The sequence below is a fragment of the Rubripirellula amarantea genome, assembly GCF_007859865.1.
Classification (GTDB): Bacteria; Planctomycetota; Planctomycetia; order Pirellulales; family Pirellulaceae; genus Rubripirellula; species Rubripirellula amarantea.
Window position 1 is genome coordinate 444,968 of sequence record NZ_SJPI01000003.1, and the last position, 22,581, is coordinate 467,548.

The 22,581-nt window shown below is 51.8% G+C and carries 18 protein-coding genes and 1 tRNA gene; 14 read left to right on the forward strand and 5 right to left on the reverse strand.

Features of this window, described 5'->3' with window-relative positions:
• Window positions 1-147: 147 nt before the first annotated feature.
• The 9 genes from Pla22_RS21625 to Pla22_RS21665 all read left to right on the forward strand — a co-directional run bounded on the left by Pla22_RS21625 (window position 148) and on the right by Pla22_RS21665 (window position 9,476).
• Window positions 148-220, forward strand: a tRNA-Lys gene (locus Pla22_RS21625).
• Window positions 221-335: 115 nt separating this feature from the next.
• Entirely contained in the window at window positions 336-1,520 is a 1,185-nt protein-coding gene (locus Pla22_RS21630; protein ID WP_146516882.1) for a tyrosine-type recombinase/integrase, read from the forward strand.
• Window positions 1,517-2,251, forward strand: coding sequence for a hypothetical protein (locus Pla22_RS21635; protein ID WP_146516883.1), 735 nt, complete (start codon window positions 1,517-1,519; stop codon window positions 2,249-2,251). Before Pla22_RS21630 ends, Pla22_RS21635 begins: the two co-directional genes overlap by 4 nt.
• A 74-nt stretch (window positions 2,252-2,325) precedes the next feature.
• Window positions 2,326-2,613, forward strand: a complete 288-nt coding sequence (locus Pla22_RS21640; protein ID WP_146516884.1) for a DUF1580 domain-containing protein — start codon at window positions 2,326-2,328, stop codon at window positions 2,611-2,613.
• Between the two features lie 199 nt (window positions 2,614-2,812).
• The gene (locus Pla22_RS21645) at window positions 2,813-3,373 is read left to right on the forward strand and encodes a hypothetical protein (protein WP_146516885.1); all 561 of its coding nucleotides are present in this window, start codon (window positions 2,813-2,815) and stop codon (window positions 3,371-3,373) included.
• 65 nt (window positions 3,374-3,438) lie between these two features.
• Entirely contained in the window at window positions 3,439-3,741 is a 303-nt protein-coding gene (locus Pla22_RS21650; RefSeq protein ID WP_146516886.1) for a hypothetical protein, read from the forward strand.
• 119 nt (window positions 3,742-3,860) lie between these two features.
• Window positions 3,861-5,723, forward strand: coding sequence for an AAA family ATPase (locus tag Pla22_RS21655; protein WP_146516887.1), 1,863 nt, complete (start codon window positions 3,861-3,863; stop codon window positions 5,721-5,723).
• 947 nt (window positions 5,724-6,670) lie between these two features.
• A complete protein-coding gene (locus Pla22_RS21660) occupies window positions 6,671-7,087 on the forward strand; it encodes a hypothetical protein (RefSeq protein WP_146516888.1) in 417 nt (138 codons plus the stop codon).
• 619 nt (window positions 7,088-7,706) lie between these two features.
• The gene (locus Pla22_RS21665; RefSeq protein WP_146516889.1) at window positions 7,707-9,476 is read left to right on the forward strand and encodes an ATP-dependent nuclease; all 1,770 of its coding nucleotides are present in this window, start codon (window positions 7,707-7,709) and stop codon (window positions 9,474-9,476) included.
• 347 nt (window positions 9,477-9,823) lie between these two features.
• Here Pla22_RS21665 and Pla22_RS21670 read toward each other — a convergent pair whose 3' ends face one another.
• On the reverse strand, window positions 9,824-11,113 hold the full coding sequence (locus Pla22_RS21670) for a hypothetical protein (protein ID WP_207310448.1): 1,290 nt from the start codon (window positions 11,111-11,113) through the stop codon (window positions 9,824-9,826).
• 302 nt (window positions 11,114-11,415) lie between these two features.
• Between Pla22_RS21670 and Pla22_RS21675 the strand changes: the two genes are divergently transcribed.
• The gene (locus tag Pla22_RS21675; protein ID WP_146516890.1) at window positions 11,416-12,081 is read left to right on the forward strand and encodes a DUF429 domain-containing protein; all 666 of its coding nucleotides are present in this window, start codon (window positions 11,416-11,418) and stop codon (window positions 12,079-12,081) included.
• A gap of 146 nt (window positions 12,082-12,227) precedes the next feature.
• On the opposite strand, the gene Pla22_RS21680 is transcribed toward Pla22_RS21675, so the two are convergent.
• Complete coding sequence (locus Pla22_RS21680; RefSeq protein WP_146516891.1) at window positions 12,228-13,067, reverse strand: PP2C family protein-serine/threonine phosphatase; 840 nt, start codon at window positions 13,065-13,067, stop codon at window positions 12,228-12,230.
• Between the two features lie 33 nt (window positions 13,068-13,100).
• The gene (locus tag Pla22_RS21685; RefSeq protein ID WP_146516892.1) at window positions 13,101-13,928 is read right to left on the reverse strand and encodes a serine/threonine-protein kinase; all 828 of its coding nucleotides are present in this window, start codon (window positions 13,926-13,928) and stop codon (window positions 13,101-13,103) included.
• 259 nt (window positions 13,929-14,187) lie between these two features.
• On the opposite strand from Pla22_RS21685, the gene Pla22_RS21690 reads away from it, so the two are divergent.
• Window positions 14,188-15,423, forward strand: coding sequence for an outer membrane protein assembly factor BamB family protein (locus Pla22_RS21690; protein WP_146516893.1), 1,236 nt, complete (start codon window positions 14,188-14,190; stop codon window positions 15,421-15,423).
• On the opposite strand, the gene Pla22_RS21695 is transcribed toward Pla22_RS21690, so the two are convergent.
• Together Pla22_RS21695 and Pla22_RS21700 are read right to left on the reverse strand one after the other, a co-directional pair.
• On the reverse strand, window positions 15,411-17,387 hold the full coding sequence (locus Pla22_RS21695) for a family 16 glycoside hydrolase (protein ID WP_146516894.1): 1,977 nt from the start codon (window positions 17,385-17,387) through the stop codon (window positions 15,411-15,413). The genes Pla22_RS21690 and Pla22_RS21695 overlap by 13 nt on opposite strands.
• Window positions 17,388-17,459: 72 nt before the next feature.
• A complete protein-coding gene (locus tag Pla22_RS21700; protein ID WP_146516895.1) occupies window positions 17,460-17,738 on the reverse strand; it encodes a hypothetical protein in 279 nt (92 codons plus the stop codon).
• Here Pla22_RS21700 and Pla22_RS21705 point away from each other — a divergent pair.
• The 3 genes from Pla22_RS21705 to Pla22_RS21715 all read left to right on the forward strand — a co-directional run bounded on the left by Pla22_RS21705 (window position 17,727) and on the right by Pla22_RS21715 (window position 22,491).
• Entirely contained in the window at window positions 17,727-19,106 is a 1,380-nt protein-coding gene (locus Pla22_RS21705; protein WP_242632239.1) for a TCR/Tet family MFS transporter, read from the forward strand. The genes Pla22_RS21700 and Pla22_RS21705 overlap by 12 nt on opposite strands.
• A gap of 185 nt (window positions 19,107-19,291) precedes the next feature.
• Window positions 19,292-21,253, forward strand: coding sequence for a coiled-coil domain-containing protein (locus Pla22_RS21710; protein ID WP_165440783.1), 1,962 nt, complete (start codon window positions 19,292-19,294; stop codon window positions 21,251-21,253).
• 392 nt (window positions 21,254-21,645) lie between these two features.
• A complete protein-coding gene (locus tag Pla22_RS21715) occupies window positions 21,646-22,491 on the forward strand; it encodes a histidinol-phosphatase (protein ID WP_146516897.1) in 846 nt (281 codons plus the stop codon).
• The last annotated feature ends 90 nt before the right edge of the window (window positions 22,492-22,581 follow it).

The window sequence follows — 22,581 nt, forward strand, 5'->3', positions numbered from 1 at the left end:
GTGACTAGTTCGCTCTAGCAGGCGAGTTCGAAATGAACCATCGTTGAACGCCCAGACGTAACAGATTCACAAACGCAAAAAAGTCCGTATTGTGGATCTTGTCAGGGCCGCTGGAATTGCTAAAATCCGGAGGTCTGATAACGACATGCCCTTGTAGCTCAGTTGGTAGAGCAACGGACTCTTAATCCGTTTGTCCTAGGTTCGAGCCCTAGCGGGGGTACTGACGTTTCACTACGTGATTAACGGCATTAGCTGAGACCTGCCTAACATTGGCAGAGCGCACTTTCAGTCCAGTTTTTGGGAAACATCCCAAAAACCTTTCGAGAGTCTCTCAAATGCCGCGTCCGAAGTCTGAAATTCCGTCCTACCGCAAACATTCTAGCGGTCAAGCTCGCGTCACAATCAACGGTCGCGACTATCTATTGGGTCCGCACGGCACTCAAGCCAGCAAACGTGAGTACGACAGGCTGATCGCTGAATACCTTGGTAGCGGTCGCAGTTCTTCGTATGGGACGGAACCGGAAGCGTATCTAGTCGGGCACTTGATTCTGGACTACCTGCAACACGCCAAAGATTACTACGGAACTGGCGTCACGTCCGAATTGCATCGGATCAAATCGGGTTGCAAGCCCTTAAAATCGCTTTATGCGACCCAACGTGCGGTGGACTTTGGCCCAATTCAGTTCAAAGCCGTTCGCCAAGCGTTCATCGACAACGACCAGTGCAGGACTGGAATTAACGCCCAAATGAAGCGACTCGCGAGGATGTTCAAATGGGCAGCCGGGGAAGGGAAGTTACCCGCGGCGGTCTACGATACGCTCCGATTGATACCGAGCCTACGTCGCGGACGAACCGAAGCGAAAGAAAGCAAGCCGGTAAAGCCCGTTCCGGCTGACGTTGTTGCTGCGACTCTGGCAAAACTCAATCCCGTGGTCGCTGATATGGTTCGAGTTCAGTTTTTAACGTGCTGTCGTCCTGGGGAGCTGTGCAAATTGACTCCCGCCATGATCGACAGGACTGGCGATGTCTGGGTTGCAACCCTGGACGATCACAAGACAGCGCACCACGGACACACGCGGGCAATCTTCATCGGACCAAAATGCCAAGAGATTCTAACAGGCTATCTCGATCGAGACCCTACTGAACGACTCTTTAGGCCTTGCGATGCAATCAGTATGAAACGGGCGAAAGCAAAGGCGAACCGCACCACTCCGATGAACCAGGGGAACAGGGCAGGCTACAGTGAGAACTCTCGAAAAGGTAAGAGAGCGAAGCGGGCTCCCGGTATCGCTTACCGAACCTGCGAATATGGTCAAGCAGTTAGGCGAGCAGCAAAGCAGGCCGGTGTGGAACATTGGGCACCTAATCAGCTAAGACACTCTCGCGCAACCGAGATTCGGAAACTGTTTGGGCTCGAAGGATCGCAAGTTATCGCCGGGCATGCGAAAGCAGACGTGACGCAAGTTTATGCAGAGCGGGATAGTGAAAGAGCAATCGAAATTGCGAGGAAAGCAGGATGAGCAGAAAACACGACTGGAAACAGATTGCCAATATCAGCCAGAGGGCAACGCAAATCCTTGAGCGGATGCTTGAGTACTCGCACGGCTACAGCGTTCTTGGTGATCTAGATACATCGGAGAAAATCAGTCAATTGGGTCCATCACTTACGCACCTTGTCAGCGAGATCAACGAACACCGTGCCGGTCTGGCGATTGTGGCAGACCATGCCGGGTGTCGTGGCCTCCGTGAACTGATTGAACCATGGAACCAGAAGATAGATGATGTGAACTGCGGTGAATACACATTCTGTTCTTCCACGCATAAAGGCCCGCTAGAACTGATCGCAGCGGATATTAATGGCGATCGAACCTCCTTTTCCTTAGGCATAACAGACTGTCGAAGGAATCAGGATGTGGCAATGTCTATTCTCGCGAGCTTACCAGATGGCCCAGTTGTATATGGAGTCTGGCGTCACAACGGACATGAAACAAGCGAGAAAACCACGCCCCTGTCATGGAAGCTTCTTGAGTACGTTTGGTCGACAAAATCTCACACTTGCGACTTAGCAGACCTCGCTGGCAAGGTTTGGGACCAGAGTAAGGATATCACTGAAGTCCTCGTAGGGAATCAAAGGAGAGAAGTGAATCGGTTCATGAGAGACGGTGGCATTCCTCTAAAGATGAGCATCAGCGAAGGATCAGTAATGATTGAGAGGATCAAGGAAAATCAGTCGTCGACTGATATCGACTGAACCAGCACCGAATTCAACTGCATCACTTGAGATAATGTGCATATAGACACAACCTTTCGCAGGAGATTGCAAACATGACGCATGAAGACCTTTTCCCCCTGACTGTCGCCATCAAGAAAGCGACTGGACGTTCGCCACATTTGTCGACGGCGATTCGTTGGACACAACGCCCAAACAGGCACGGTATCCGTTTGAAATCGTGGGTTGTTGGCGGCAGGCGATTAACGTCAGTAGAGGCCGTCCGACGCCACATCGATGCAACGACACGTGCCGCAGACAACTTTACTCCGTGCATCGACGACACGTCGGCGAACCGATCGCACCAAGCCATGATGCGAGAACTAACAGCAGAGGGCGTCTGAGTCCTATTGCTTCCGACTGGTCGTTGTCGATGCGTCACACATCGGCAGCGGTCAGCCGGTAAATAATCTTCGTCCGGGTGTGGGGCAAGCTGGTCTAAGTTTTGTCAGGCCGTGAACCCCGCACCCATCTTTCAAATGTCGCGACTCTTGCGACGATTCACAACAAGCGGAAACGTCCGCAAGACAGCAGGAAATCAGTATGGCAATTTTGGACATCGTTCGTAGCCTCGGACAAAGAAAACAAACAGAACTTGAGTTGGCAGCAACCGCGAAGCAGCGCCTTCTCGTGGACTTCAACAAAGCGGTAGCCGAGCACTGCGCCGGTCGCGAGGTCGATCAGCAAGCAGTCTCAGACTATCTAGAAACTGTTGCTGCCCCTGAGAAGACTTGGCAGGAGGCAGAACAGGAATGTCGAAACTCGATCAAACGTGACGAGCTACAAACGCAATTAGCGGAGCTGGTAGCAGCCAAGTCGGAAATGGTGTCCGAACGAAGATCACTCGAACTCGATTCACGTTGGCGAGAGGGTTTAGTGCTTGAATCGGGACCGCTTGCAGCAGTGGCGATGCGTGCGAGAACAATCATCGACAATGCCACCAAACCGAAAGCGGCAATGTTCGCAGACTGGCGGACAGCACTGCGCGTCGTTGAAGATACTCTGGATCGAATCGAGTTGATCGATGTTGAGGTTCGCTACCTCGATCGCGACATCACGCGAACGAGAGTAGCTATCGACAATTTGAACGTCGTCGCGGACTAAGCAACAACCACTACGCGGTGAACCGTTCGCCGCAAATCCCACAACCACTTTCCACGATCGAAACCATGAACCAAGCACTCAAATCCAAATCGAACCCAGATTGGCTCGGCAATCCAAACGAATTCACATCCCCACTAAATTTCGCGTTGGCGTTAGAAGCGGGGCATCAACAGCAAATGCTCAAGGCAGCGGGTTACGCTTCGCTTTGCGATTGGGTGGCCCATCAGCGGCGTGACATCATCGACGGGCGCAGGGATGCACCCGAGGAGCTTAGTGAGGCAGGACAGGCGGAAGTCGAAGCACTCTCAAGGGATGTCAATATTCAGCAGCCCTATCCCATCATGGGCGAATCGGATTCGCAGAGCTGACAAAACGAAAGAAGCCTGCAAACGATTAGCGTCGTTCGCAGGCTTCTATTTTCTCGATTGGGGCTAACCGTGACGAGCGGCAGCCCCGATTGCCATCCGAAACACTACTTCAGATAGACATGCGAAATTTAACATCGAACCAGGCGGATACAACCGCCAAAATAAGAAACAATTGCTTTTCAGGTCAAGTCGATACTCCCGAGAACGCGGGCCAATACGAAGTCTTCTCAGACTCACGCCTATGGCCGATTAATCAGGACGCAGTACCTCTAGAAACGGCCTACCGCATCGGCGTTCTTGCCGGGGCTGAAGAATGTCGATCACTCTTCGACCTGGACTCTCATGACGCAATCGGCAGAGCTGTCGACCGTGCCAACGATCTTTCAGAGATTCGTCGATCGAATCGCGTTTACTCGTTCGATCGAATAAAGCCCGGGGATCAAGTCGACATAGAAGCCGGTTGCGTGCAAGCTCGCTTACGCGGACATCACCAAACAGTTGAGATGGCAATCGCTGTCGTCGATACAGTCAGTGTTTCAGTCGTTGACGAACTGACCGCTATCGAACAGTGGGCGAACGCGATCAAAAAATGGTCTAGAGAGCCCATGGACGCCTCGGACGCATTCTTTTCAAGTTCGCCGACACTTGCGAGCTTTTACCCAACGGAAACGGAGGAGCGACTGCTGGCCCGTAGTGCCGAAGCGAAAACGCTACCAACATCGAAGTCATCGTTTCAAGATTCAAGAAACACTACAGGAAAACCAGAGATGCGATCAACCGTCATTGAATCGCCATCGAGCGACAAGACGAGCTTTGGCGATGAATTGAGCGAAGCCCGGCGTGCAACTTTAAACGCAATTGAAGAAGAGAAGGCTCTATTCGTTAAAGCTCGGAATCTTGGGATCAGGATCAAACAGGTCGCCGGATGTGACGGACCGATGATCGGCGGAACATCGCTGTCGGAAGGGATGCAGTGCTATCCTGATCGACGTGAGTACCTAATCAACGGGCTACTTCGTCGTGGCGAAGTCATGAATATCATAGCCGCGCCAAAGGTCGGTAAGTCGTGGATGGTTTATAACGGGATTCTGTCGCTTGCGGCGGGGCGTCAGTGGATTGGCTTTGACGGGTCGAAACCTCGCACCCTACTGCTAGACAACGAACTGCATCGAGAAGAGCTTTTTAGTCGTCTAGGCACTGTCGCCGAAGCGATGGGAATCGAACCTTCGACACTTGACGATCATTTGGTTATCCGTCCAATGCGGGGCGAATCAATGTCACTGGATGACATCGAGACAATGCTTTGCACTGAGTTTGCTGACGATCACTTCGACCTAATCGTAATTGATGCGTTCTATCGGGTTCTGCCTGACAAGATTAGCGAGAATGACAACGCTGCAATGACTCGCGTTTACAACCAGATTGATGCAATCGCAGCACACAAGAACGCTTCAGTGGTTTTGATCCACCACGCTAGTAAGGGCGATCAGTCCCACAAGTCGATTACCGACGTAGGTGCAGGAGCCGGGGCAATGACGCGAGCAACCGACACTCACCTAACGATAAGAGAACATCAGGACGAGGGATGCGTTGTAGTCGACGCTGTAACGCGATCTAGCCAGCAACCGGCTTCTCGGACAGCTCGGTTTGAGTGGCCGTTGTGGAACGTCCTGGACGGCGTCGATCCGATACTAAAGAGCCCCAAGTCTGGAGCAGACCGCAAGCAAGAGGAAAGAGATTCAGAGACGGATGCGAAAATTCGTGAGGTTCTTAGTAACGCAGACACGAGTCTGTCTCGATCAGCAATCCGAAGGAAGACGGTATTCGGGCAGGCTCGCGTCGATGCTGCAATCAGCCGAATTGGCGACGAGCTGGAAAGCGATTTTATCACGAACCCAAAGAACAAAAATGACGAGATCGAAGTCTATCGGATAAAGAACAGCACTAGCAGAGATTGGTACGCGACTCTAGCAACAGACTGAATAAGGACTCCCTTGGTATCCAGGTTCATTGGTACACACGCCCTATGTAATAGGCGTGCGTACCAATGGAACCGTTGGTACGAAACGGTTGGTACGCGGGAAAGAGCCCGTACCAAAATTGGCGTACCAATGCCCAAGAACAGCGGGTCCTCCCGTCGGGCTGGGGGTGCCTCGCGGGGGAAGACACCGAGGGGGAAATACTGGCAGGTGAAATTTTGAAGGGCCTCACCACCACCACTTGCCTGCGCGTTCTTTTATGGAAAAGAAACAACTTTAAGATGCCAGTATCAAAGCAGACTTGTCCAGGCAAAATGCTCTGCAACAAGCAATAAGCATAACGCTCCTTGCCAAATTAGCTGGGCTGAGAATGATTGTGCATCATCTTAAATCTGATGCAGAATGAGTTGACGAACCTCTTGCTTAGTTGAGACCTAAAGTTGGTACGCGCTTCGCAGACGTGTTATTTGTCATTTTGACTACCAAAACTTCATGTTTTTTGGTGTCCACGACTGATTGAGAAAGTTAGAATGAAATGCGATAACGATCGTTCGTTAAGCGCCGGCAGCGTAGATGACCGGTTCACGGTGACAGGATCCTATTGGATCAATCAGTGCTTGGGTGCTGATACGCGAGTAAGTCGACAAGGTTAAGCGCCGGCAGCGTAGATGACCGGTTCACGGTGACAGGATCCTATTGGATCAATCAGTGCTTGGGTGCTGATACGCGAGTAAGTCGACAAGGTTAAGCGCCGGCAGCGTAGACGACCGGTTCACGGTGACAGGATCCTATTGGATCAATCAGTGCTTGGGTGCTGATACGCGAGTAAGTCGACAAGGTTATGTCATCTGGCACTTGCCGTTCAAGTGATTCCGACCCAGCGTTTCCACCGGATCACCGAATGCAACTTCAATTTCTCACCTAACCAAACAAAGAACATCGATCGAAAAATGAATTATCCAATTGAAAGAATACGCTACCTTGCGCTAATCCATCTACGAGCTGCGGAGCAGTCAGAAGCATCCTCCAAATATATTACGCCTCTAACCAAACTACTGGGGGAATTCATGCCAAAACGTACGTTCTATAGCGGCTACTACTCGCGAGCTTATGATGAGCAAGCGCATATTTTCGATAGTGGCGACGTCGGAAAAGCAGCGTTAAGCATACCCAAGGGTCTCGGAATCGCAGTGTGCAATTCAGAGGAATGGTCCGACTATGAAGAACAGGACATTCTGTACAAGGTGTTTAAGCCCTACACAGAATGCCGCCCCAGAGAAAGAGCTTTCATCAACAGTGAGATACCGGCACTAATGAAACAGCTCTTGCAATATGCAGAAGCTGCGTCGGTCGTAATTGACATGTAACGTGCTTTGCGCCAGAGCCGAGATTGTGAGCGTCTCATAACTGTCGCGTTCACGCTCTCGGTCATGGCGTTTGCATTACCGTCACAGCGCGATTTATGGACAACTTAATTGAGAACGCCCGCTATTGTACGGCAGTCGACGATTTGATCGCAGGTGGATCAATGCGTCTGACTCGTCTTCTCATATCCAAACTGTTTTAGCATCCACTTACCGAAGAACAGTCTTATGTCGCATCACTACAGGCGCCCAAGGCAGTATGCGAAAAGTTTAACGCTTCATGCTCCAAAAGGGGCTTGAATGTAGAACTAACGATGCCAAAGCCGAGCTGTTTCGACTTCCGATGGTTTCGTTTTAAACGCTTTCAGATTGGTAGGATTTAGGATCTTGACGAGCACGCGTGGTAGAACACTCCGATTGACTGCAATTCCTAGTTACGCTGGCAGGAAATGCGATTGGCAGAGCCTGTCGCAGAAAGAAAGTTCCTCCGGTGCACGAGTCCGTCGTCTCTTTCACTTGCATGTGGCACACGGTAATATGCTCTGTACCGCCGCAGCAGGTAGATCTCAAGGAGTTCTATTGATCTACCATTGCCCTCGCACCTGAACTCCTCACGCCGATCATGAAAATCAAAAAATTCACGATATTGAACTATCGAGCGATCGAATCCGTTGAAATTTCGTTGCGGCATAGTTTGACACCCATTGTCGGTGTAAATGAGTCGGGGAAAACGACGATTTTGCAGGCTATCCAAGCTTTTGACAAAGGACGCGACAAATACCACAAAGACAATAATCATTTGGAATTCCAGAATCGCTACTCAACCAGCGATACCGAAGGGTCCCAAATCATTGCCAAAATATCACTTAGCGAAGAAGAGTTTGAGGAACTTGAAGCAACCTTTCCGTCGACTGCTACGACAACTGATCGATCCCTGTTTTCCGCTTGCCGACTCGGAGAGAAGTCATTCGATCTTGCACGCATTCTTTGCAAGGTCGATAACAAGATCAAAAAACGCTACGAGGTAGCACACGACGCCTATTCTGAACCTGCTAAGCGTACGATACGAAAATACATCGTAGAACGCTTACCAATGATTCTGTATTTCGATGACTTCACTGATCGGGTACCCGAGAAGGTGGAGTTTTCGAAAGAGTTCATGGAATCTGGAAAACTGAGTTCGCGAGGAATTCACCGCGAATGGCAAGAACTTGTACGCGAGATTTTCAGTCGGGCAGATGCAGATGGCCTCGATGGAATCATGAACGGAGAAGATAGGCCGACGCCGCTGCGCAATTTCCTCGCAATAGACGACACCGATCGTCGGGAAGCAATTTTGGAGGATATTTCTGACATGTTGAACAAGGAGATCATCGAAGATTGGAAATCGTTAAAAAAATCTGGAGCGTCCGCACTTGCTGATGACACTTCAGACCTCCAACTTCGGATTCGGCCGGAAAGCTATGAGGACGGTTCCTTCGACCTGAGTTTCCGGGTCATCGACAAATCTAGCAAGGGGAAAAAACGACCGTTCGCGGTTACTTCACGCAGCAAAGGATTCCAGTGGTTTTTCAATTACATGACAAAACTAAAATTTAACCCTCGCTACAAAGGAGCCATTGAGAATTCTATTTTTCTGCTGGATGAACCCGGTTCCTATCTACACTCAAGTGCGCAGTCTGAGTTGTTAAGAGAACTTAAAAACGTGTCCGAAAAGAACAGCATTCTCTACTGCACGCATTCTCAGTATCTGCTTAATCCAAATGTTATAAACCTTGGATCCATAAAAGTTGCAAAGCGTGTTGAAGGGAAGATTCACCTTCAAGGATACGGAGACATAGGCACAAATGAGGAAGGGGCAGCACTAGCTCCAGTCTATTCGGCTCTCAATCTAAATGCGTCACGAGATTTCGTAGGGAAAGTGATTCTCGTCGAAGGAATTAGTGACTATTGCGTTTTTCAAATGCTCATCAAGAATCTTCCATCACTTAAAGGTACAGTCCTTTCGATTGTCCCAGCATCTGGAGCAGGTACGGTTGACAAACTGCTGGGATTCGCAATTGGCTTCGCAAGTGATTTCTTAATTCTATTGGATCGTGACGAGGCCGGTGACGACCAACTGCAAACAATCAAGGAAGTCGATGAGAACCTATGTGCGAAAGTGGTTCAGTACGGCACATCAGGCAAATTCTTGCTCGAAGACCATTTCCATTCGGACGACGTTGAGAAGATCATGAAATTGACGGGATTGTGTAACTTCAAGAAAGCGATTCCGTCGCTGTTTTGGAATCATGGAGACTGTCACTCAGATGTAGTTAATGGGTTGCACAGCGAAACGCTAAAAAATCTCGAACCAACGCTCTCACGCATTCACTGTTTGGCAAACTTCTAAATCTGCAAATTTCGCTTTCGGGCGCTCCGCCATTTAAACGTGCTGAGAGTCATTTAAAGAACTAGGTTAAGCGACAACTCGTTCCCAAGAACCCAAATTCCTTGTGTCAGCATTCCCGCAATTTACCGTGTTTGTTGAGTCGAGTTGCATTCAATTGCAATTGCACAAAACAGTTGGTAGGATGCGGTTATGCCTATAGCAAAAGTGTGAATTCCAAGGCTGTCTCAGTTCTGCCTCTTAATCCGTTTGTCCTAGGTTCGAGCCCTAGCGGGGGTACTCTTCTGGCTGCTTCAGCCTTCTAACCTCGCAGTTTGCGAGGTTTTTTTATGCCTGTTGGTATCAGGCCATTACCCGACGACCTTGCTGATGTCGATCATGTGCAGTTGGCGGCCATCATGATGCGGCGAATCGATGACCACTGATTTGCCGTCGTTGCTGCTGCGAGGATGCGTGTCACAACGCCATTCACCACTGTATTCACGCGGTGAGTGAAAGCGACCGATGACCACCTTACGCCGCGTGGGGACATGGTACAGGTAGACCGTTTGCAATCTTGTTTTGGAATCCGGGTAGGTATCGTTCAAAATCCACTCACCCTCGGTACCAGGCAGATACGTGTTGTGACCGTTTTGCGTCATTACCCCTTCGCCGACAGTTTCCACTTGGTCGGATTGGTCTTTGAAAAGGTAGAATCCGGATGGCTTGCCATCGGGCCGAGTCCAAGCGCAGATATGCTCGGGATCTCGCCAAATGAAATGAGATGTTTCGCCCGAGGGATCTAACACATACCGTTGGGAACCATCCATCGCGACAGTGAACATTCGAGTTTTAAATCCACCCACTGGTCCATTCTCGCCCGCCTCACGCCAACGATGCAGGACAACGAACCGAGAACTATCGGGACTGACGAGCAGATGATTAAAGTAGTTCCATTTGCCCGCTAGCGATTCGCCTTGATGGGGTAACTTGGCAGCGTCGGCGAGAGAGAAAATCAACTCAGTTTCGCCCGTGTCCATATTCATCTTCCATACCCCTGAATCTTCTGGCGCATGTTTGTCGGAAGCGGGATCTTGCAATCCAACGTACCCGTATCCGGGACGCATTCGTTGGACTCGCGAGAAGTCGGTTGTGATTCCCCACTTTCCATTGCCGCTAAGCGAGTAGATGGGTCGCGGAAGTGTACGAAGTTGCTTTGTCTCTACGTTCAAGACACGGCATACGTGACTATCACCTTGGCGGTCATTCCAGACCACTTCTGAACTTGAGCCTGGACGCCACTGCAGCATACAACCTTGCTGCCATCCCCACGCAGAACTGCTCCCTAAGCGAATCCACTTGTCGTTATCTTGCGTATCGACCATGCCAACGCGAACGGTATCGTCCGCGGTGGGTGTGCGGTGCTCAAACGCGACTTCATTGGAAAGCACATACCGATTCGTTGGATCGAATTCAAGCTTGTCGTAGTAACCAAACCAGTGCTGCAAAGGTCCGCGAGTGATCGCTCGCACCGGCGGATTCGCGTCACCTTCTTCTGCGAACGCGCGACCGCCTATCATGGGCAATGAACATCCGACTGCTATGCCTCGTATAGCTTGCCGACGATTCACGACAAATGGTTGACTTCGACGCATGGGCATACTGATAACTCTCCTGAGACATGTTGATCAAACTCGATAGTTAGACATTCGTAGCATTGTACACCCGACCGACACCGGTAGTTTGAGTCACAACGTCCAGACTTTCCTCGTTAAGAATCGCGTTGTTGTTTGTCGACAAATTTGTATGTTGATCGCAGGCGTCTCGCAGCGTTCGCATCGCAGTCTTGACGAGTCCGTAGCATGAATCACATCGATGGGCGTCGCTATTGCTCGTTCTAAGACAGCCACGTCCGTTTAGTTTTCGTCATTCCTTTGCCTCCACTTTTACGACGAACATCATCATGGACGTGATTGGCATCGACGGATGGAAAAGGAAATGGATTGGGGTAGTGATCAATTCCAATGGCTTTCAGGAGGCGAAGATCTACCACGATCTAGGCGACGTCATCGTGAATGCAACCTACGAGGTGATTGCGATTGATGTACCGATCGGTTTACCCCAACGACCACCTCGCGATGCTGATGTCCTCGTTCGAGGCATGATCGGCGCTCGAGGCCCCAGTGTTTTTGAGGCACCTCCTGCGTTTTGTCTCGACCCAAGATGGAATGATCGTGCACTCGCCAGCGCTGAATCAATGAAACGTCATGGCCGAGGAATAGGGTGCCAAGCGTTCGCGTTAATGGACAACATTCGTAATGCTGACCGCGTCTCCGAATCGGATGATCGCGTGCATGAAGTTCATCCGGAATTCAGTTTCTTCCATATGAACGATCAGAGACCCTTGAAGTTTACTAAGAAGTCTTGGAACGGCCGCGCCGAGCGAATCGCTTTGCTCGGGCAACATGGAATTGAACTTCCCAAAATGTTCGACGCTGATGTCGGACGAGTCGCGATCGACGATATTCTGGATGCCGCTTCCGCAGCGTGGTCAGCGGCTAGAATTGCTAACTCAAAAGCGATTGCGGTTCCCGATGCAACGCAGCGACTGCAACGCATCTGGGCCTAGGTCGATCGTCCACGGACATGGCCAAAATCAGAAAGCAAGTTCCGAGTGGAAATGCGACTCAAGAGTTCATTTGCGAACAAACTTTACCGGCAACAAAATTCACCGGGATGTAATTTATTCGGATCACCGACGCGGACCAACTCGGTCTACGGGGTCAGCATGACGATGGCTAGGTCGTCTGGTTTGCCCGGGTTCTTGGTATCACTATCCGATGCATTCATGCGAGCATCGGCCAATTCGATCAACGATTGCATTCGGTGCAGTGGTCGACCAACCCGCGAAAGGTTGATGACTTCTTCGAGGTGCAAGTTGTCAAACAAACCGTCACTCGCAAGCACGATGGAATCCTTTGCCGCAAGCGGAACTGCGGGACCGATCTCTATGTGCATACTGCGAGATCCGACGAGGTTGGAAACAAGGTGCCGTTCGTCATGGTGCATGGCATCCTGTTCATCAATCATGCCCGATTCGATCGCATAACCGACCGGCGAATGAGCCGTAGACTTCCACTTCACCAACCCGCGTTGACCAACAATCAACGCCATCGAATCGCCAACTTGGTACCCGCGAGCGACTCGGTCGCGAATTTCGACGACGCACACGGTTGTCGCAGCCCCGGTCCCCATGTCAAGAATCTCGGCGTTCGCTTTTTCAATGCCGTCTAGAATTGCGGGGCGAAGTTCGCGACAAGTCTCAATTTCCGCAAGCGCTTCACTGAGACACTGCATCACGATCGCAGATGCCTTGTAGCCCAAGGGTGCTCCCCCCACGCCATCGGCAACTGCCAGAACGATTCCGTCATCCGCCGTATGAAAAATGGCGGCGCTATCGTCGTTAGGCTCTTCTTTACCTGGACAACGGCGCGAGAACGCTACCAGGTTCCCAATCGGTGGAATCCTAGAGGTAAGCGGCAACCACTCGGGAGCCACCATGTCGCTCTCAAGGTAGAGGTGGGAGTCAATTTTTTGCGGAGAAGCGGTAGCCATCAGAAGTCTCGAAGAACGGTAATCCTCCGAATACTAGGTTTGTCGCCGTTGTCGGTTGGCGAATCTTACCGCTTTTAGGCGGCTTTTGTTCCATTCTTCGGCCAATTTTTCCGCATTGGCGTACCTTGAGCGTGGTTTGACTTCGAGGGATTTGCGGATAATTGCGATTAGGTCGGGGTGAAGGCGCCGGCGAAGCGTCGCCGCCCCCGGTGGAGGCCAATCAAAGGGGTATTCCGGCCATTTCCCCGAAAACATGCGATACAAGACCAGCCCAATGGAAAAAACGTCGCTCCGCATCGAGGGCTTTCCCATGGCCTGTTCAGGTGCCATGAAGCCAAGAGTGCCCGTTCCGCTGCTGCTAATCGTTCGCTGAGCCGCTTTGGCGATTCCGAAATCGGCAAGCCTAAGTTGGTCGTCATCGAAGATAAGAACGTTCTCTGGCTTGATGTCGCAGTGGATCACTCCTGCGGCATGGGCACAGGCGACTGCGTCGACAAGCTGCGTTGCGAGGGAATAAGCGGTATCAAAGCTCATTCGCTTTTTCATCCTGTCATCAAGAGTCCGCTTCGCTAACGGAGTCACGATGACAAGATGCCCGTCGATGAAACTTGCGTCTCGGATCGGCATGATATTGGGATGGTCAAGCGCCATGGTCATTTTGACCTCGCGGCGAAACTCGTCGATCAATTCCGGCGATACCCAACGAGCATTGGGAATCTTCAGCGCCACTTTTATCGAAAGCAGCGTGTCCGTCGCGGCGTAAACGTCCGCAAATCCTCCCCGCCCTATACGTCGATCGAGTCTATATTTTCCAACGCGCGAGCCAACTCGAAGATTCGCGGGTTCAATGTTACGCGTCATGAAGACGTTAGCTGCCAAAAGTAGACGGTGCCAAAGGTGGACGAGGGTGGGAACGAAGCCAAGTAAGACTAGATGGTCGGCAACGCTATCGTTGCAAGGTTAGCTCCCGACTAGCGATTCGCAAAGACACATTGGCGAATTGTTGACGCAATGATCGTGCATAAGGTGGTAGCGCTGCCACGATCGGATCGGTCTATAATGCAAATCCACAGCGCCCGGCACCACGGTCGAAGCCCCCACCCAATTTACGAGCCCCCGCATGAATCGTGTCCCAGTTCTCGCTTTGATTTCACTCGCATTGTTTAGCGTTTGCCATGCCGAACCGTGGCCTCAGTTTCGCGGCCCACATGGGAACGGAATCGCCGCCCATTCGGTCTTGCCAGCCAAGCTGGATCAATCGACCGTGAAGTGGGAAACCGCCATTCCCGGGAAAGGCTGGTCGTCGCCCGTCGTTTGGGACAAGCTCATTTGGCTGACCACCGCAGCAGAAGACGGGACCACCATGTCAGTGATCGCGGTCGATCGTTCCACTGGCAAAGTGGTGCGAGATATTTTGCTGCTCGAGAACGAAGAGCCTCGTTTCTGCCATCCGACCAACAGCTATGCCTCCTGTACACCCGTCGTGACAAGCGACCGGGTCTACGTGCATTTTGGCAGCTACCTCACGGCGTGCTTGGACTCGACCACGGGCAAAGAATTATGGCGGCGGACTGACGTCGAGTGCGATCACTTCCGAGGCCCGGCATCATCGCCAATTTTGCACGACGGGAAATTGATCGTCGCGTTTGACGGAGTCGACCAGCAATTCGTGGTTGCCTTTGATGCCGAGACTGGCGAAACAGTGTGGCAAACCGATCGACAAATTGATTACGGAACGGACGAGGGCGATTGGATGAAAGCGTACGGTACCGCCCACGCCATCACGATCAATGGTCAACCGCAAGTTATCTCACCTAGTGCTTCCGCGGCCATCGCCTACGAACCCAAATCGGGTCGTCCGCTGTGGTCCATTCAATACGGTGGAATGAATGCATCGGCGCGGCCCATCTATAGCGACGGCTTACTTTTCTTGATCAATGGCATGGGCAACATGGTCGCAGCCCAACCCGGTGAAGATGGTTTGTTTTCGGGCGATCGGATCGCTTGGTCCGCTAAGACAGCGGTCGCTAAAAAAGCTTCGCCCATCATTCACAACGGCATTCTCTACATGAATAGCGACGACGGTATCATCTCGGCTCGCACCGCAGCGACAGGTGAAATTTTGTGGCGCAAGCGAGTGGGACGCGAATTTGCCGCTTCACCTGTGATGGCTGGCCAATACATCTATTTCTTTGGCGGCGGTGGAGACATCATCACTATAAAGCCGGGTTCCAATGAAGAACCCATCGCTCAAACAAATTTGGGCGATGGGTTTATGGCTTCTCCTGCGGTTGTGGATAATGAAATTATCCTTCGCAGTAGGACGAAACTTTATTGCCTGACTCAGTTGGACTGAGCAGCGCCGGACAGTGCAGCATCCGACTTTGGCGATACCGATTCAAACCGATAGATTGACTCGCCACGGGGGCTGTTGGTCAGCAAGTAAACTTCGCCGTTTTGGTCTTGGCCAAAGGACAACACCGGCACGCTTTCGGCGATCACCTGTTCATTGGAAGTAGCACGTTCCGCAGCAGCATCGTAGGTCAGCGCCCAGACGGTTCCCGTGACATAGTCAGCGTAGATGTACTTTCCAGCGAGCTTAGATTCACGATCGCTGCGATAGACTCGGCCGCCCGTGATGGACTTTCCGATCTGGTGATCGTATTCCCAAATGGGTTCAAGAGGATCGCTGGTACCGGCGACTGTTTCGCCATTGCCAAACGGATGACTTCCTTCGCGGACACTCCATCCATAGTTGCCTCCCTTGCGAACAACGATCACTTCTTCCCAAAGTTCTTGACCTACTTCGCCGGCCCACAATGTACCGGTCTCTTTGTCAAAAGCGATGCGCCACGGGTTACGAACTCCATAGGCAAAGATTTCGCCCAAGGCGTCATCACGACCCACGAAAGGGTTGTCCTTAGGAATCCCGTAGGCTTTACCATCGGCAGGATGATCAACATCGATTCGCAGAATGGAACCGAGCATCGTCTTCAAGTTCTGGCCGTTACCGAACGGATCATTGCGACTTCCACCATCGCCAAGCCCCACATAGAGCATTCCGTCGGGACCGAATTCAATACTGCCGCCATTATGGTTCTTGAAAGGCTGCGGAATCTCAAGAATCACCTTCTCTGAATCAGGGTCCGCGACATTCGGATCGTTAGCAGAAACCTTGAACTCGGAAATCACCGATTTCTTATCGTCCAGGTGAGAGTAATACACAAAGAACCGACCATTGTTTTTGTAGTCCGGGTGAAATGCCAGTCCCAGCAAACCTTGCTCATTGGCCCCCGGTGATTGCCAATCGATCACCTTGCCGCGAAGATCCAAGAATAGCGTCGAGGTTTCCACATCTGGCTTGTTTTCGAATGACCAAATCCCGCCGTGCTGAGATGAAACGAACAAGCGATTCGAACCGTCTTCGGGATAGGTCAGTTCAAGCAAACGCAACGCACGTGTCTTACCGCCATCATCAAAGGGTTCCCATTGATCCCACTTCAATTTTGGAAAGGCCAGTGTCTTGACCATGTCGAGTTGACCATCAATGGGTTGCTTCACGGAACCATCGTCGGCGATACGACGCAGCTTGATCTTTCGGTACGCAACTTCGTCGCCATGGTCTTGCAAACAAATGTGCCCTTCACCCATCGAACCAAAATTCGGCAGATTGGCAAACTTGCTCTTGGCTACGCGTTGCTTCCAATCGTCGCCTCCTAGATTGAAACGATAGTAGACGACACCGTTCATGCAAACTTCGCTTTGACCGGGCGAGATGCGCAGATACAACTGATTCCATTCACCGGCGGGACGAGTGGAATCGACCATTCCGGTTTCTTGAGTCCAACTTGGCGGAACAGGCTTGTAGAGCTGATAGAGCCAACCGGCCAATTGCGGATCGTGCCCGTCTTTGTTGTCCTGCACTTGGACTTCCGGACCGGTGTGCCAAGGTGGGCCATCACCTTCGGCAACATGGAACATCACGCCACTGTTTCCGCCTTTGCTGATTTTGTATTCCAGCGACAGCTCGAAATACTTGTACTTTTCATCCGTGATAAGATCCCCGGCCCCCTTGGCGTTACGGACCAACGCACCGTCGACGATTTGCCAACCCTCAGACACTTTATCGCGTCCGTAATTTCGCCATCCTTCAGTCGATTTGCCATCGAACAACAACTCCCATCCACTTCGTTTTTCAGAGTCAGTCAAAGTGGCGGCGGCGCCCGCTATTTCCTCACCATGCGAGGGCGGTGAAAGGAGGGTCGAGCCAATCGCTCCGAAGCCGAAGGCGAGGGAAACCATCCAACGAGTAAATTTCATTGCAAAACCGTGTCTGGGAGTAAGGTAGGTGGGGAGTAGTCATCGCCACGGGAACCGCCAATTATGCTTGAGCTAGCCCAGGGCGGCAACACTTCGAATCGGCACAATGACGCTTTGGATGCGTGCTTTGACGTTGCCCCCCATGTCCATGATGCGTTGTTCTTCGAGCGATCGTTGCGTGCTGGGCCGAGACTTTGACGTCCCAGACGCAGTGAACGCCAATCGACAAAACCGGCTCGTCAGTTTATACGTGTGTGCCAGAGGCAATCCAATAAACCGATAATTTTGCTCACTGACGTCGATTCGCTCGCCAACATCACTCTCGCTCCCGATTCGCAGATGCCTCCACAAGATCGTTCACCGCGTAAGGCCGCGATGGCGTTTATCTTGCTGACGTTATTCATCGACATCCTCGGCATCGGCATCGTGATTCCCGTCTTGCCTGAATTGGTCAAGGAACTTGTTGGCGAGGATCCAATCGGTGTCGTCGACGCTGCTGCGGAACTTGGGCCGGCAAGTCAGTCCGCCCAAGAGAGCCAATCGTTTTCGCGGGCGGCTCGTTACGTTGGCGTGATTGGGGCTACGTACGCACTGATGCAGTTTCTGTTTGCGCCCATTCTTGGTGCGTTGTCCGACCGTTTCGGACGTCGTCCAATTCTGTTGATTTCAATGTTTGGTTTGGGCGTGGACTTTTTGATCCAGGGCTTTGCTCCCAACATATGGTGGCTCTTTGCGGGCCGAACGCTTGCGGGAATTATGGGAGCCAGCTTCACGACCGGCAATGCATACATCGCCGATATTTCGAGCGACGAGAATCGTGCACGGAATTTTGGGTTAGTTGGCGTGATGTTTGGACTCGGGTTCACAGTCGGTCCAGCCGTTGGCGGATTGCTTGGCGACTACAGCCTACGATTGCCGTTCTTTGTCGCCGCCGGTCTGGCACTCATCAATTGGATGTATGGCTTCTTCGTGTTACCCGAATCGCTTGCCAGCGAACATCGAAGCGACTTTAAACTTTCCAACGCTAATCCGCTTCAATCTATCGGCCGTCTTAGTGCGTATCCAATCGTGGCCGCTTTGTCCGTTGTTTTCGTTCTTCGTTCACTCGCCCAGCGGGGCTTAGAAAACGTCTGGGTTCTCTATACTGGTTTTAAGTTTGACTGGGACGCAAGCGCCAACGGATGGGCATTGGGGCTTGTGGGCGTCATGGCAATCATCGTGCAGGGCGGTTTGGTACGTCCCGTGATAAGACGACTAGGTGAACGTCGAACAGTCGTGATGGGTACGATCATCGCGACGATCGCGTTTGCCGGATATGGTCTAGCACCAAGTGGCTGGATGATTCCCATCATCATCGTATTTGGATCACTTGGCGGACTTGCCGGTCCCGCGATACAAAGCTTGGTGACCGGTTCGGTGAGTGAAACCGAGCAGGGGAAAGTGCAAGGTGCACTCACTTCGTTAATCAGCCTGACCAACGTTGTTGCGCCGCTCTTATTCAACACGCTTCTGTTTAGTTTTTTCGTGAGCGACAAAGCGCCGTTCAAACTACCCGGGGCACCATTGTTAGCCGGATCACTGATGCTCTCGATTGCCATCGTGATTTCGATTCGTGTCTTTCGTCGATTCCCTCAAAAAAGTAAATCCGACGACCCGATCGACGAGGCCGAATCGGTCGCTACGAAAGCTTCCTCGGCTGAATTGGCAACTGATTCCTAGACGAGTTCTTGGCGTTGAATTGAAGCCTTCCACGCGTCATGCGGCCGTGCCTTTGCTAGCAAGACCGATCTTTTTTTCTACCACTATTTTTGGTAATGACTCCGATGGACACGCCCTTTTCTCAATGATGGGCGTGGTTCTGGACGATCGTAGAAAAAGGTTCAGGACTTCAATCTTGCTTAACAATGAGGAAAAGCGGATCGACCGCTTTCACCCCGACCGACGCAAACGGAATCAACAGCATGTGGTGGTTGCGAGAACAATCACAGCCGACCCACCTCGTTCCCGCGGGGCTACCCAGACGGGAAGCTGCCTATGTCCCCGCGCCAACGGTGTCACGCGAACTGACCAATTCAAGTCAGGTGCGTTCACACCAAACGCCCAGACAAATTCTCGGCCCGAACGTAGCTTATGGGCATCCGCCCGCTCCTTTGGTGAAGCGTCCGCCGCTTCAGGACAACCTGACGGCTGACCAGCATGCGGCCAATCGTCTGCTGCTTGAAGTTCAGTGCGGTCACGAACCCGAAATTGAGCGTTTGCGTTGCGACGTTGAATCTTTAGAGAAGACAGTCCGCTCGCAAACAACCGAACATGCCAACGCTGTCGAACAGATTCGCAAACTCGAGCAGGAAAGAGATCAACTTGTTGGCGAAGTTAGTGATCTCAAAAGCCGCTCCCTTGCTGAACGGGCGACCTTTGAAGGACAACTGGTAGATAAGCAGCGGCAACTTGCTAGCCTTACGGATGCGTTTGCAAAACTGGAACAGGAACATTCGGAGCAAACCACTTTGGCAGCCAAATTCCGACACCGAAACGCGGAATTGTCGGTTCACCAAGCAGCCATGGTGCGGCAGCAACAAGTGTTAACGCGTCAGCTCGACAAACGACATTCGCAATGGATGGACGAAGTCGCCCAAAAGGATTCGCTTCAGTCATCTCTTGAGTATGCCGAGCAACTCGCCGCGACATGGCAAACGCACGCCTATCACGTTCGCAACCTTGCTGAGCAACGATCGTCCGAGATAGATCGTATCAAGTGCGAGCTTTCCGATTGCAGAGCCGACCTGATCGCTTCAGAAAGCTCGCGTGAGCAGCTTGAGCGAGCCAATGCCACTCAAGCCGACGAGATTGCTCATCTGCGGTCATTGCAGCAAAAATTGGACGATGCCAATCAACGAGTCGAAGTCTGGCAAACCGAGACCCAGCGAAGCAACAACGAAAAGCGGGCGATTGCCGAACAGCTTTCACGCTTGACGCTCGTATCGCAAGAACAGCTCGACGAAATCGCCAGGGTTCGAGGGCAATTAGGCAAGCACCAACAAGCCGCGACTAAGCAACTCAAAGCCTTCGCAACAAAATCTCGCATCAACGAACTACGAACGGATCGCCTAAAATCCGAGATCGAAGTCCTGAAAGACCAAAATGCGAACCTGTCCTTTCAAGTTCGCCAACAGCGGACACTTCGCGTAGCCGAAGCATCCCAATCACAACGATCACAACATGCCGACGTCCTAGAACTCAGCAAGTTGAAGTCGCAATTCAAGACCAAAGAGCTAGAGCTTGCTTCGGCTTGGGAATCTTGCCAGGAATGCATGGATCGCTTGCACATCCAGGAAGAGGCGATTGCGAAAGCCAAGCAAAACGAGACCCGAATGTTGGACATTCATTGGTCACAATGCGTGTCCATGCAAACCAAGATTGATGCGTTGATGATTGATGTCGAAAGTGAACGTGAATCGCTACGTCTGCTTCAAGAGCAACGGGCGACTGACATCGACGCTCACGCGACTGAACTGCAAAGTCTTCACCAGCAACTTTCAGAACTCGAGTCTCTGAACCAGCAAGCCAGCTCAGATTACGACAGCCTTAAAACTGAGCGTGACCAACTTGCCGCAGAACTGCAGCAACACCACATGACTTGTGAGCAAGAACGGGCGAACGCCGAAGAGCTGCGTATGCAATCGGCGAAACTGCGGGCCCAGCTTAGTGGTGGTCGAGCCCGAGGCAAGCTGCTTATCGAACAATACGAGGCGAAGCTAAGCAAAAAACGCAACGTGATCGGCGAGTTAGAATCTCGAATCGTGTCACTGCAAGCTCAGTTGATCTACACCCAAAGCACTGCATCGCATCGCCGCGAAGCGGCCTAAGAACGTTCCAGCCAAACTGTATTCTTACGCAGAGCCCTTGTCTTTCGATAAGGTTGAACATTACCGCGGACTATTGGGGCAACCGTGACAATTCATTGCACCAGCCGGTGCGGCGTCAGTAATTGGCGTCAGTATCAGCAGCGGTGCCGTTGCTAATGCCAGTGTCGGTGCAGCTTCGACCGTGGATCGGTCGTCTCAATTGCCACCGCGGTTAAAATGAGTAAACCTAAGACGGTGAACTGACTTAGACGCAAAAGACGAACGTCTAAGTAGTTTCTCAACCGTTCCCAAGCACCAACGTTCGACCAACGAGAATCCTTCCGGGCTCGTCATTCCCGCTGAGTTCGCATAGGGTGCTTGGGTGGACAACCTATACTTTTTGGAGAGTTTTCTTGAGCGGACGAATTCTATTTGAATCGCACAGCCATACCCCACTATGCAATCATGCCGAAGGTACGCCGTCTGACTACGCCGCGGTTGCCTGGGCGCGAGGCCTGCGAGGTCTCATTGTCACTTGCCACAATCCTATGCCCAACGGTTTTTCGGCCCACGTCAGGATGCGGGAAGATCAGTTTGAAGAGTACGTTGATCTCGTTGCAACCGTTCGCGATGAATGGTCCGACCGAGTTGATGTACGGTTAGGTCTTGAAGCGGACTACTTTGAGGGCTACGAGAGTTACCTTGAAAATCAACTGGCGTCTCAAGACTTTCATTTCGTACTCGGTTCCGTCCACCCGCAGATCGCCGAATTTCGGGCGACCTATTGGCAAGACGATGCCATAGAAGTTCAGCGCACGTATTTCCGCCTGCTCGCCAAAGCCGCAGAAACCGGCTTGTTCGATTCACTCGCCCATCCGGACTTGATCAAGAACTTTACATCTCAAGACTGGCGACCAGACGTGATCATGAGCGACATTTGCAGGGCTCTTGATCGAATTGCGAAGACGGGTGTTGCGATGGAACTGAACACTTCTGGTCTTAGAAAAACGATCTCGGAAATGAATCCGTTTCCGCAGATGCTTCGCGAAATGCAGAAGAGAGGCATTCCGGTCACACTCGGGGCCGATGCCCATACCCCTTCACGCGTTGCCGACGACTATGAGACGGCTTTAGATTTGCTCGCCGACTGCGGCTTCGAGACCGTTAATTTCTTTCTGAATCGAAATCGCACCGAAGTGGCGATCGAGGATGCGAAGAACAGCCTGCGGCCCGCAACCATGAGCGCATTGCAGCGATAGACCGCGACCAGAATCGTTAAGTGCTATGTCGCTGGCGGTATCTCGTTGTCGAAAACGAAACGCCCCTTTGGAATACATCCGGCTCTCAGT

Coding starts and splice junctions, on each gene's coding strand:
- Pla22_RS21630 (WP_146516882.1), top strand. CDS start 336: ATGCCGCGTCCGAAGTCTGAAATTCCGTCCTACCGCAAACATTCTAGC.
- Pla22_RS21635 (WP_146516883.1), top strand. CDS start 1,517: ATGAGCAGAAAACACGACTGGAAACAGATTGCCAATATCAGCCAGAGG.
- Pla22_RS21640 (WP_146516884.1), top strand. CDS start 2,326: ATGACGCATGAAGACCTTTTCCCCCTGACTGTCGCCATCAAGAAAGCG.
- Pla22_RS21645 (WP_146516885.1), top strand. CDS start 2,813: ATGGCAATTTTGGACATCGTTCGTAGCCTCGGACAAAGAAAACAAACA.
- Pla22_RS21650 (WP_146516886.1), top strand. CDS start 3,439: ATGAACCAAGCACTCAAATCCAAATCGAACCCAGATTGGCTCGGCAAT.
- Pla22_RS21655 (WP_146516887.1), top strand. CDS start 3,861: ATGCGAAATTTAACATCGAACCAGGCGGATACAACCGCCAAAATAAGA.
- Pla22_RS21660 (WP_146516888.1), top strand. CDS start 6,671: ATGAATTATCCAATTGAAAGAATACGCTACCTTGCGCTAATCCATCTA.
- Pla22_RS21665 (WP_146516889.1), top strand. CDS start 7,707: ATGAAAATCAAAAAATTCACGATATTGAACTATCGAGCGATCGAATCC.
- Pla22_RS21670 (WP_207310448.1), bottom strand. CDS start 11,113: ATGCCCATGCGTCGAAGTCAACCATTTGTCGTGAATCGTCGGCAAGCT.
- Pla22_RS21675 (WP_146516890.1), top strand. CDS start 11,416: ATGGACGTGATTGGCATCGACGGATGGAAAAGGAAATGGATTGGGGTA.
- Pla22_RS21680 (WP_146516891.1), bottom strand. CDS start 13,067: ATGGCTACCGCTTCTCCGCAAAAAATTGACTCCCACCTCTACCTTGAG.
- Pla22_RS21685 (WP_146516892.1), bottom strand. CDS start 13,928: ATGACGCGTAACATTGAACCCGCGAATCTTCGAGTTGGCTCGCGCGTT.
- Pla22_RS21690 (WP_146516893.1), top strand. CDS start 14,188: ATGAATCGTGTCCCAGTTCTCGCTTTGATTTCACTCGCATTGTTTAGC.
- Pla22_RS21695 (WP_146516894.1), bottom strand. CDS start 17,387: ATGAAATTTACTCGTTGGATGGTTTCCCTCGCCTTCGGCTTCGGAGCG.
- Pla22_RS21705 (WP_242632239.1), top strand. CDS start 17,727: ATGCCTCCACAAGATCGTTCACCGCGTAAGGCCGCGATGGCGTTTATC.
- Pla22_RS21710 (WP_165440783.1), top strand. CDS start 19,292: ATGAGGAAAAGCGGATCGACCGCTTTCACCCCGACCGACGCAAACGGA.